The organism is Gimesia sp. (genome assembly GCF_040219335.1).
Lineage (GTDB): Bacteria > Planctomycetota > Planctomycetia > Planctomycetales > Planctomycetaceae > Gimesia.
Map to the genome: position 1 here is coordinate 44,558 of NZ_JAVJSQ010000007.1, position 10,852 is coordinate 55,409.

General features: G+C 56.4%; 10 protein-coding genes. 7 read left to right on the plus strand and 3 right to left on the minus strand.

Annotated features, from left to right (window positions below; translation table 11 throughout):
- The first annotated feature begins 64 nt into the window (after positions 1-64).
- The 6 genes from RID21_RS07385 to RID21_RS07410 all read left to right on the plus strand — a co-directional run bounded on the left by RID21_RS07385 (position 65) and on the right by RID21_RS07410 (position 6,367).
- The gene (locus RID21_RS07385) at positions 65-1,222 is read left to right on the plus strand and encodes a TIGR03364 family FAD-dependent oxidoreductase (RefSeq protein ID WP_350188016.1); all 1,158 of its coding nucleotides are present in this window, start codon (positions 65-67) and stop codon (positions 1,220-1,222) included.
- A 13-nt stretch (positions 1,223-1,235) separates the two neighbouring features.
- A complete protein-coding gene (locus tag RID21_RS07390) occupies positions 1,236-2,594 on the plus strand; it encodes an MFS transporter (RefSeq protein ID WP_350188017.1) in 1,359 nt (452 codons plus the stop codon).
- Entirely contained in the window at positions 2,578-3,159 is a 582-nt protein-coding gene (locus tag RID21_RS07395; protein WP_350188018.1) for a phosphonate degradation HD-domain oxygenase, read from the plus strand. The genes RID21_RS07390 and RID21_RS07395 overlap by 17 nt, the downstream gene beginning before the upstream one ends.
- A 12-nt stretch (positions 3,160-3,171) precedes the next feature.
- Positions 3,172-3,978 (plus strand): phosphonoacetaldehyde hydrolase, encoded by an 807-nt coding sequence (phnX, locus tag RID21_RS07400; RefSeq protein ID WP_350188019.1) that lies wholly within the window; start codon positions 3,172-3,174, stop codon positions 3,976-3,978.
- Positions 3,968-5,098 (plus strand): 2-aminoethylphosphonate--pyruvate transaminase, encoded by a 1,131-nt coding sequence (phnW, locus tag RID21_RS07405; RefSeq protein ID WP_350188020.1) that lies wholly within the window; start codon positions 3,968-3,970, stop codon positions 5,096-5,098. The genes phnX and phnW overlap by 11 nt, the downstream gene beginning before the upstream one ends.
- Positions 5,099-5,266: 168 nt before the next feature.
- Positions 5,267-6,367, plus strand: coding sequence for a zinc-binding dehydrogenase (locus tag RID21_RS07410; RefSeq protein WP_350188021.1), 1,101 nt, complete (start codon positions 5,267-5,269; stop codon positions 6,365-6,367).
- A gap of 55 nt (positions 6,368-6,422) precedes the next feature.
- On the opposite strand, the gene RID21_RS07415 is transcribed toward RID21_RS07410, so the two are convergent.
- The 3 genes from RID21_RS07415 to obgE form a co-directional block, all read right to left on the minus strand.
- Positions 6,423-7,634, minus strand: coding sequence for a hypothetical protein (locus tag RID21_RS07415; RefSeq protein ID WP_350188022.1), 1,212 nt, complete (start codon positions 7,632-7,634; stop codon positions 6,423-6,425).
- A gap of 420 nt (positions 7,635-8,054) precedes the next feature.
- Positions 8,055-8,327, minus strand: coding sequence for a hypothetical protein (locus tag RID21_RS07420; RefSeq protein WP_350188023.1), 273 nt, complete (start codon positions 8,325-8,327; stop codon positions 8,055-8,057).
- Between the two features lie 5 nt (positions 8,328-8,332).
- Positions 8,333-9,334, minus strand: coding sequence for a GTPase ObgE (obgE, locus tag RID21_RS07425; RefSeq protein WP_350188024.1), 1,002 nt, complete (start codon positions 9,332-9,334; stop codon positions 8,333-8,335).
- A gap of 463 nt (positions 9,335-9,797) precedes the next feature.
- Here obgE and RID21_RS07430 point away from each other — a divergent pair, with 463 nt between their 5' ends.
- Entirely contained in the window at positions 9,798-10,835 is a 1,038-nt protein-coding gene (locus RID21_RS07430; protein ID WP_350188025.1) for a KpsF/GutQ family sugar-phosphate isomerase, read from the plus strand.
- Positions 10,836-10,852: the final 17 nt, after the last annotated feature.

Sequence of the window (10,852 nt, forward strand, 5' to 3'; positions counted from 1 at the left end):
CCTGACCTTCATCCGATGGGAAACTCAAGCGACTCTCTCGTTCGGGTCTCACCGATAGCAAACCATGTCGACTCAGACTTACCAGCGAAAATATGATGTCATCGTCATCGGCGGTGGCGTACTTGGTGCGTTTCATGCATACTTTGCCATGCAACGGGGCTGGAAAACGCTCCTCATAGAACGGGATATCTTTCCCCAGCAGGCATCCGTCCGCAATTTTGGCCTCATCATCCCCAGTGCCATGCCCCCCGGAATCTGGCGCGATCGTGCCCTGGCCTCCTCGGAAATTTACGAAGAGCTGACCCGTCAGCTGGGGATCCCCCTGCGACAGGCGGGCACTCAGTACCTGGCACACACGGAAGCGGAAGCCGATTTCCTGAAACAACTCGCAGACACGCAACAGGACGCTCTCTGTCCCGCGAAGTTCCTCAACGCCGAAGAGACCATCCGTTCGAGCTGCTGTCTGAATCCGGAATTCTGCACGGGCAGTCTCTTCTTCCCCCAGGATCTGCAACTCGATCCTGGCCAGTTTTTTCGCGAACTCATCAACTGGATTGCCTGCACCTCGGACTGCGATTACCTGCCGAAAACCACAGCGGTCTCGGTACGGGAACGCAGCAGCCACTGCCAGGTCAAAATTGCGGACGGCAGATCCTTTCACGCACAACAGGTGATTGTCTGCTCCGGCGCTGATCTGCAGACCCTGTTTCCCGAAGCGTATATCGAACGCAACGTGCAGTACTGCAAGCTGCAGATGCTCAAGATTTCCAATCCGGAAAACCGCACACTGGGCACCAGTATCGCCTCGCCGATCGCGCTGACCAGGTATCCCGCATTCCTGAACGCTCAGTTTCTGCAGGGCATCAATCTTGAGGGCCCCGAACCCACGCTGCAGGAACATGGCATTCAGATCTGGATGACGCAGAACCAGGACAACGAATTCATCCTCGGCGATTCGCACGCGTATTCAGTCGATCCCCCTCCCGAACGCATGTCGGCTGAGGTGGAAGAACTCATCATAAATTATGCACGAAAGATGTTCGTGAAACTGGATTTTCAGGTCACAGACCGCTGGTGCGGCATTTATACTGAGGAGAAGTCTGCAGGCCTGTTCCACAAACAGCAGGGCGAGCGCATTCAGCTTCTCACCGGCATCGGCGGCAAAGGAATGACGACGGGACCAGGTCTGGCAAAAGAAAATATCGGTCAACTCTCTCTTTGAAAAGCAGCACCTGATGTCCAAGAACCCCAATCGTAACTGGCAGCTCATGACGCTGACGAGCCTGTTTCTCGGCTACGTCGGATACTACATCTGCCGCTCTAATCTGGCCGTCGCCACGCCACTGCTGCTGGGAGAAGAAGCCGGCCTGGGTATCACGAAAATCCAGATTGGTACCGTCGCCTCGGTCGGAGTCATGCTGTATGCCTTTGGAAAAATCATTAACGGCTACCTGGCCGACTTCCTCGGCGGTCGCCAGATGTTTCTGACCGGCATGCTCTGTTCGATTCTGTTTTCCGTTTTTTTCGGACTGGCGGGCGGGCTGACCCTGTTCATTGTCATCTGGGCCGGCAACCGCTTTGTGCAGTCCATGGGCTGGGTGGCTCTGGTCAAAACCGCATCGCGCTGGTATCCCGTCCAGTGGCATGCGACCGTGATGGCCATTCTTTCGCTCTCGTTTCTGTTTGGTGATGCCTTCGCTCGCGTCTACCTCGGCAGCCTGATCATGCTCGGAGAGAAATATAGTTCACTCAGTTTTATGGCCAACTGGCGCACCGTCTTCTTTGTCGCCGCAGGGACATTAACGGCGATCGCGGTCTTCGTTTACTTCACCCTGAAGTCGAGCCCCATCGATGTCGGCCTGGAAGAACCGGAAGCCAATCCGCTCAACGTCTTTGGGGCAGAAGGTAACCACGCGCAGCGGATTTCGATCAAAGAGGTACTCAAGCCCCTGGTCGCCAGTCCGCTGTTCTGGCTGATCTGCGTCATGAACTTCAGCCTGACACTGGTTCGTGAAACGTTTAATTTCTGGACACCGACCTTTTTAAATGAAGTGGCGCAATTCGATATCGGATCGGCGGCGGTGGGCAGTATGCTGTTTCCGCTGGTAGGCGGTTGTTCGGCCCTGCTGGCCGGAGTGATCTCCGACCGACTCCGCGGCCGCCACGGCCGAGTCGTGCTACCCAGCCTGATTCTGCTCGTACTCTCGCTGACCCTGTTGAGCACTGTCGATGTGACCGGCAAGCCTTACCTGGCTTTAACGCTCCTGTCGCTCGTCGCATTTTTCCTGATGGCCCCCTACTCCTTCCTGTCCGGCGTGATGGCTATCGACCTGGGAGGCAAACGGGGCTGTTCGACCGTCGCAGGACTCGTCGATTCCGCCGGCTACCTGGGTGCCATCCTGTCCGGACATACGGTCGGCATGATTGCCCAGTACTACGGCTGGAAGATGGCCTTCGGCGGACTGGCCGGCATCTGCTGTACCGCCATCATTGCCGGCGTCATTTACTGGATGATCCAGGAACGTGAAATGAACCTGGCGCAAACCCTGTCCGAAATCAATCCCCCGGAGGCAAACGATGTCACCCCTGGTTGAGACGCGTGAAATTCTGGATGAGATCCGTACGCTCTTCGCGGAAAAGGGCAACGACATGTATGCCGGCGAAGCCGTTTCACAAACGGAACACGCTCTGCAGGCGGCCTCCACTGCCGAGCAGGAACAGGCGTCACCGGAACTGATCACCGCAGCCCTGCTGCACGATGTGGGTCATCTGCTGCACAAGCACTCCGAAGACTGTGCCATTCAGGGCATTGATGATCTGCACGAACGCATTGGCGCCGCCTGGCTGAAGCAACACTTTCTCGAAGCGGTCACCGAACCCATCCGCCTGCACGTGGATGCCAAACGATACCGCTGTGCCACCGACGAAGAATACCTGTCCCGCCTGTCCCCCGCATCCGTATTGAGCCTGGAACTGCAGGGCGGTCCCTTCGATGCACGCGAACAGAGACAGTTTGAAAACAATCCCTGGTACGAGGAAGCGCTCCGCCTGCGGACCTGGGATGAAGCGGCCAAAATTCCCGGCTTAGCAACGCCGGATCTGGAATATTTTTTAACCTTTGTCCAACGGGTGCTGGAGCATCCCGTGGACCTCAACTGATTGAAAGTCAGCATGCAACCGACACAGATTAAACTCGCAATTTTTGACTGGGCCGGCACAACCATCGACCATGGCTGTTTCGCTCCGATCTCCGCCTTCATCAAAGCCTTCAAGGCCTGTGGTGTCGAGGTCACCCCGCAACAGGCACGCGGACCGATGGGCCTGCATAAACAGGATCATATCCGCAGTCTGTTTCAGCTCGACGAAATCGCCAGCCAGTGGGAAGCACTACACCAGCGTCCCTGGTCTGAAGACGATGTGAAACAGATTTACGAAACGTTCATGCCGCTGCAGATCGAGGAAGCGAAACTCTATACCGAGCTGGTCCCCGGCCTGTGTGCGTCACTCGCGCCACTCAAGGAACGGGGAATTAAAATCGGTTCCACCACTGGCTACCCGCGCGTGGTGGCCGACCCGATTCTCGTGTCCGCACGCGAACAGGGTTACTCTCCCGACTTTTCCATGTGTGCCGACGAGGTCCCCGCCGGACGCCCTGCTCCCTGGATGATCTACCGCAATATGGAAACGCTCGGCGTCTATCCCCCGCGTGCAGTGATCAAAGTCGGCGACACCGTACCTGATATTGAAGCGGGCCTGAATGCAGGCACCTGGACAGTCGGTCTGACCCAGACCGGCAGTGAAGTGGGACTGAGTGTCTCCGAACTGGAGGCCCTCACTCCGGAAGAAAAACAGCAGCGCTTACAGGCTGCCGAAACCAAACTCAAAAACGCAGGCGCTCACTTTGTCATCCCGACACTCGAGGGGCTGTCCGCCATCATTGACCAGATTGAAGCAGGTAGTGTGCCCTATGGATGCTGATATTCCTTACTTACTGTTGACTCCCGGTCCCCTGACGACAACCAGAACCGTCCGTGAAGCGATGCTGGCCGACTACTCAACGTGGGATGTGGACTACAATCAGCGCGTGGTGGAAATCCGCGAACGACTCGTGCAACTGGCGACAACCGGCCCCGGATATACGTCGGTTCTGATGCAGGGGAGCGGAACGTTTGCCGTCGAAGCGACCATCGGCTCGGTTATTCCCCCCGATGGGAAACTGCTGCTGATTTCCAACGGTGCCTACGGCGATCGCATTGGCCAGATCGCCGACTGCCTGAAGATCCCACGCGTCACACTTTCCTGCCCGGAAACCGAGAGCCCCGATCTGGATCAGATCCGCCAGACCCTGGCCAACGACGCCTCAATCACGCATGTGGCTCTGGTGCACTGTGAAACGACTACCGGCATGCTGAACCCGGCCCGGGAAGTGGGTCAGATCGTCGCGGACGCAGGTCGCGATTATATCCTGGATGCGATGTCCTCCTTCGGCGGCATCCCGCTGACGATGGAAGAGTTTCACATCGACTACCTGATTTCGTCCGCCAATAAATGTATTCAGGGAGTCCCCGGATTCGGATTCGTGATTGCCCGTCAGCAGAAGCTGGAACAGACGAAAGGCTATGCCCGCTCGCTGAGCCTGGATCTGTATGATCAATGGAACGAAATGGAACAGAAGGGGGGCAAATGGCGCTATACTTCCCCGACGCATGTGGTGAATGCGTTTCTGCAGGCATTGAACGAGCTGGACGCTGAGGGGGGCGTCACCGCCCGGCATGTCCGCTTCGTCGAAAACCAGACGAGGCTCGTCCGGGAAATGGAACAGCGGGGACTGCGCACCCTGCTGCCCCGGGAGTTGCAGTCACCCATCATCACTTCTTTCTACTATCCTGAATTCGACGGCTTCTCCTTTAACCACTTCTATGATGAACTCAAACGCCGCCGGTATGTAATTTATCCCGGTAAAATCAGTCAGGCTGAGACGTTCCGCATCGGTAACATCGGCCATGTTTTCCCCGAGGACATGGAGCAACTGGTCGCTCAGATCGAACTGGTCCTGGCTGAAATGCAGGTTACATCTGGACAGATCACATCAGGTTAAGATCAGTTGAAAAGAAAATCGGTACACTTTCCGATTTCATGCGGGCCGTTTATAAAAAAATAACTTTTCTAATTAAGAGAGTTCTTCTCGTACCCGGATAAATTTCAGAGCCCGTCCGAAACTACGACCGATTCTGACGGCTTTTAGATAAACGTAATTGACAGCATTATGAGCGATCCCTGCGTCTCGATCATCCTGACAGGTGACACACCTGCCTTGCAGCGTACTGAAGTCAAACAACCCCGGCTCCAGCCTGGCGAAGTCCTGGTTGAGATCTTGTGCTGTACGATCTGCGGCAGTGATCTGCATACCTACGAAGGTACGCGTTCCACTCCCTGCCCGACGATCCTGGGACATGAAATGGTCGGACGCGTTGTCGATCTGCATCCGGAACATCATACCGTCGATTTTCTCAATCGGCCGGTCAACATAGGAGATCGCATCACCTGGTCGGTGGCGGTCGCTTGTCAGAAATGTGAGTACTGCCGCCGGGGATTGACCCAGAAATGCACGAGCCTGTTCAAGTACGGTCACCAGAAACTGACTGACGAGAACTACCTCAGTGGCGGCCTGGCCAGTCATTGTCACCTGGTCAAAGGGACCACGATCTTCAAAGTCCCCGCGTCACTCCCCGATCAGATTGCGAGCCCCGCCAACTGTGCCACTGCGACCGTCATGGCCGCCTTTCGGCTGGCGGGTGAGATCAAAAATCGGAGCGTTCTGATTCTGGGAGCGGGTATGCTGGGTATTACGGCAACCGCCGTGGCGAAGTCCAGAGGTGCTGCTTCTGTCATCGTCAGCGACATCAACCCGCAACGGGTGCAGCGCGGACTGGAATTCGGTGCCAGCCATTCGATCCTGGTCAAAAAAGATCAACCGCTGCACTCAGAAGTTCATCATCTGACCCAGGGGCGGGGCGTGGACTTCGTCTTCGACATGACCGGTGTTCCCGATGTGATCGAAAGCGGTCTGGAAGCACTGGACATCGGCGGAACGATGATTCTGGTCGGCTCGGTCTATCCGGCCCGTCCGCTGCAAGTCTCCGCGGAACAGGTTGTCCGCAGGCTGCTGAAGATCGAAGGCATTCATAATTATATCGATCTCGATCTGGCGAATGCCCTGAATTTCCTCGAACGTTACCAGCACACATATCCGTTTCAGAAACTCTGCGATCAGAGCTATTCGCTGGAAGAAGTCACACAGGCGTTCGAAGCTACCGGCGAGCATCACTCTTACCGGGTTGCGGTTCTGCCACAAAAAAAATCCTGAACGAATCGCTTGCTTTGAGCGACACCGTTCAGGATTGATTCAAACCGGTCGGTTATCAGAAGTCGATTTCGGCGGACTGACCGAGATCGATTCCGCGTCCCGGGCTCTGTTCACGCTGATAACGGGGGTTTGCTGCTGGACGCTGAGGTCGGCTGTTGTTCGCAGCCCGCTGCGGTTGAGCAGAGTAACGTGCTGGCTGCTGCTGTGATTCCTGGTGCAACGAGGTCCGGGGACGACGCTGGTTTTCCTGAACCAGGGCGATGTCCTCCGCAGGCTGACTGCCGGCTGCAGGACGGCCACTGAAGGGAACCCGGGAATCGATGGGCAGCGGCCGCGATCTACGGGAATTCTCTTCGGAAGTCATCTGGTCCAGAGGCAGTGTATTGTTCTGATCTGCGGCAGCAAAATCAGCTTCGTTCTGGAGTGGTCCTTCCTGGTCAGGACTTTGCGACCGGATGACCAGGTCTTTGTTTTCGGTAGCGGGCTCAGGCTGATTGCTGGCCAGCTGCTGACCGGCGGGCTGATTCAGATCCGGGCTGCCGGCGATGATCCAGCTGCCCCAGTTCTGTTCCAGCTCATCCACGTTTTTGAACTGATACATTTTGGCAACGGCTTCATCCCAGCCGTTCTTGTGGGCATCCTGCAGGAACATCAGGTAGCGTTTGCGACCACCACGCTGCAGCAGGAAGTCTGCCAGGGAGTAACCTTCGGCATACAGCGTCAGGACCTGCTGCATCTCTTCGGGGTATTCGGTCATGGAGAGCAGACGACGCAGCGGGATGCGTTTGTTGGTCCCCATCACCTGGCGATTCAGCAGTCGCTGTCGACGTTTTTCAGATTCGTGTTCCACAATCGTCGCAGCCCCTTCATCGGCCCAGCGTGGAAGCGGACGACGGAAGTGACAGGCGAAGATGGTGTGATTGACTTCGTGAGGCAGTACGGAATCGAGGATGCGTTCCAGTGAGCCCTGGATCTGCATGTCCCAGCCAAACACGTGACCACGATCGAACGAGAAGGTGGTTGCACCGCCGGCACCATAGTTACCAACTTTGACTTTAATGGGACAGGGAGCATACCACTTGGGGAGTTCGTGTCCCAGCCAGGCAATCGCCAGTTCTTTGCGATACACCTCGGCGGCATCACCCACCTGTTTGGCAATTTCGGGAGTTGGTGCGTGGGTCACAAAATTAGGGGATTTGTATGAAGCACCCAGCGAGAAAAAAGCAGCCAGCAATAGTACGCAACAGCGATAGAGTTGAGCTTCCATGCCCTCTAGTTCCTTTTGGTTGCAGTCGTCGGCGGGATGACGACTGACAAACTCTCGGTAGTTGGTTACGGGATAGTTTTGGGTCGATCACTCGAATTGGGGATTGAGATTTGATCGGGGGTCCTGTAACGGATATCGGTGAATTCCATTCAGACCGATGCGGGTCGTGACAGGCAGAGGATCTTATTGCAAAGAAAAGACCAATGGCAAGCTGAGTTTAGAAACCCACCGGGATGTGCTAGATTCCGTTCTCGCTAAGACGCTGTCAGAATACAGCTTACGCAATTCCAAAAAAATTCGAAACACGCTGGCGCCGGTCGGCGATGTTCACCAGAAATGCTTGTAGATATTGCAAATCCGTCTGACGCGCTGCGGGAAATGCAAAAATTACAATCGCCTCAGCAGGGGCAAAAATGCGGTTTAAAAGCGAAGCCGGGCAAAGACCCAGCCCGCGATAAAACCGGCCAGCATGATCAGCCCCAACTCGGTAATCCGCTGCGTTTCACTGCCCGTCACATGAAAAAATGCCTGGAACATAAAGCAGAGCACCATCATCACTCCCGCCCCGTACAGGCCGAACCGGACACGGACTTCGCCCGGTGTGGGCAGATCCTCTTTCGACAGGGGAGTCCCGGTTTCCGGTTTCGATGTTTCGGGCTCGGGGGTTTCGGACGGGGGCTGTTCGGCAGTCACGTCTGCTAAACCTCGTCTTCCAGGTCCTGAAGTGTATTGACGATCTTTCTGACCAGCTGATCCAGGCTCTCTCCTGTGGCAGAGGAGATCTGCATCACCGGCTGCCCCAGTTCTTCAGACAGCAGCTCGGTGACCGCTTCCGCATCGGGGAGTTCACATTTGGTGACGACCACGATTTCCGGACGATCCATCAGCGTCGCATCATAGAGCCGCATTTCTTCCCGAATCTGTCGGTAATTCTCGATCGGATCGGTCTGATCCATGGGAGCCGGTTCGACCAGGTGCACCAGCACCCGGGTCCGCTCCACGTGTCGCAGGAATTCGTGTCCCAGCCCGATCCCCGCGTGGGCACCTTCGATCAGCCCGGGAATGTCGGCCATCACGAACTGATGATCGAAGCCGACCCGCACCAGACCCAGATTCGGGTATTTGGTCGTAAACGGATAGTCGGCGATTTCCGGATGCGCCTTGGAAAGTCGGCTGAGCAGCGTCGATTTCCCGGCATTCGGTTTCCCGACCAGCCCGACATCGGCGATCAGCTTTAATTCGAGGGAAATATCGCGTTGTTCTCCCAGTCCCCCCTTCTCGAATTCACGGGGTGTCTGATGTGTGGCGGTGGCAAAATGCCGATTACCACGCCCACCTTTGCCACCTTTAGCGACAACCACCCGGTCGCCGGTCTCTTTCATATCTCGCAGCAGGTGCCCGCGTTTGGTGTCGAGCACCAGTGTCCCGGGGGGAACCATGATCACAATGTCTTCCCCGTTGCGTCCGGTTTTCAGACTCCCCTGACCATGACCGCCCCGCTGGGCGTTCCAGTGCTTGTGACCAATGATATTCGCCAGGCTGTTGACGTTTTCATCCGCCAGCACGACGACATCGCCCCCCTTGCCACCATCGCCACCATTCGGGCCGCCCCGCGGAACGTGGGCCTCTCTCCGGAAACTGGCACAACCATCTCCGCCGTCTCCGGCTTTACAATAAATGTCAACGCGATCAACAAACATGGGTTTCGTCTACTACTATCAGTCAGCTAACAGGTGATGAAATCAAGGGTTACAACGCATCCGCGGCAGCCCCGTTAAGCGATCCGCCGCTTCTATCTTCGCCAGTTCGGCGTAAAAATCAATGCTGTCTCAGCTCAGGGAGCCCTGTATCTAAACACCCGAACTGGATAAGAAGAACCCGGGAAATGCGTGCGGCATCGAACCTTACATTGTAAATGTTCAAGCGGAAAATACGAGGTCCTCTGATATCAATCTGCAACAAAGCCCGTTGATCGAAGCACTTCGCCAGGGATTTTGAAATTAGCGAGCGGAGTCCCGCGGAATCTTTTCATCATAAACCGCTGCAGGCTGGTCACTTACAGCCCCACCACCCGAATAAAAACGGATTGACCCGTTTTTCGCAGCGCCTTATACTCCCGCTCCCCCACACATGCCCGCAAGGATGCGATAAAGGAATGGCGTGATGAGTTCCCTGCCTGCAAGGTCGGTGATTGAGTTTTCCCAGTTTGATCAGTTACGAGATGCGCGCGAAATTATTTTCAGCGAAGCTGCGGCATTGCGCCAGATGGGCAGCGCGCTGGGTACCGAACTCTGTGATGCCGTCGATCTGATCCTCTCCCGACCGGGAGCAGTCATCATGACCGGCATGGGCAAAGCAGGACTGATCGCACAGAAAATCTGTGCCACCCTCTCTTCGACGGGAACCCGTTCCCACTTTCTACATCCCGCGGAAGCGATTCACGGCGACCTCGGTTGCCTGCACCAGGACGACACCGTACTGGCGTTGTCCAACAGTGGAGAGACGGAAGAACTCCGTCGCCTCCTGCCGATCATTCAGAAAATGGATCTCCCCATCATTGGAATTACTGCCCGCGAGACCAGCACCCTCGGTCGTGCTTCCCGGGTCGTGCTCTGCCTGGGCGATCTCAAAGAGGCGGGCCCGCATCAGCTGGCGCCCTCCACCACCACCACCGCGATGCTGGCGATGGGCGATGCCCTCTCACTGGTCATCAGCAAGGCCCGCGGTTTTACGCCGCTACAGTTTGCCACCTTTCATCCCGGCGGCAGCCTGGGCAGACAACTGACACAAATCAACGAAGTGATGCGTCCCCGCGCCGAAGTGCGGGTGACACAGGAATCAACGTCCATTCGCGATGCCTTCGTCCGACTGAGTTCTCCCGGCCGCCGGAGCGGCGCCGTGATCATCGTCGATGAATCCGATCGCGTTACCGGCATCTTCACAGACAGTGACCTGGCCCGTCTGCTGGAAGAGCGACGCGATGCTCAGCTCGACCGTCCCATCCGCGAAGTGATGACGCTTAAGCCCACAACCATTCAGGCCGATGCTTCACTGCAGGCCGCCGTCGATCTCCTCAAGGCACGCAAGCTGAGCGAGCTGCCTGTGGTCGATCGTCAGAACCAGCTGGCCGGTCTGATTGACATTACCGATGTCATCGGCTGGCAACCCGAAGCCGCCTCGGTTGATCGCCAGGCGGGATAACACCTTATCAGTTCATT

Coding starts and splice junctions, on each gene's coding strand:
- RID21_RS07385 (WP_350188016.1), top strand. CDS start 65: ATGTCGACTCAGACTTACCAGCGAAAATATGATGTCATCGTCATCGGC.
- RID21_RS07390 (WP_350188017.1), top strand. CDS start 1,236: ATGTCCAAGAACCCCAATCGTAACTGGCAGCTCATGACGCTGACGAGC.
- RID21_RS07395 (WP_350188018.1), top strand. CDS start 2,578: ATGTCACCCCTGGTTGAGACGCGTGAAATTCTGGATGAGATCCGTACG.
- phnX (WP_350188019.1), top strand. CDS start 3,172: ATGCAACCGACACAGATTAAACTCGCAATTTTTGACTGGGCCGGCACA.
- phnW (WP_350188020.1), top strand. CDS start 3,968: ATGGATGCTGATATTCCTTACTTACTGTTGACTCCCGGTCCCCTGACG.
- RID21_RS07410 (WP_350188021.1), top strand. CDS start 5,267: ATGAGCGATCCCTGCGTCTCGATCATCCTGACAGGTGACACACCTGCC.
- RID21_RS07415 (WP_350188022.1), bottom strand. CDS start 7,634: ATGGAAGCTCAACTCTATCGCTGTTGCGTACTATTGCTGGCTGCTTTT.
- obgE (WP_350188024.1), bottom strand. CDS start 9,334: ATGTTTGTTGATCGCGTTGACATTTATTGTAAAGCCGGAGACGGCGGA.
- RID21_RS07430 (WP_350188025.1), top strand. CDS start 9,798: ATGAGTTCCCTGCCTGCAAGGTCGGTGATTGAGTTTTCCCAGTTTGAT.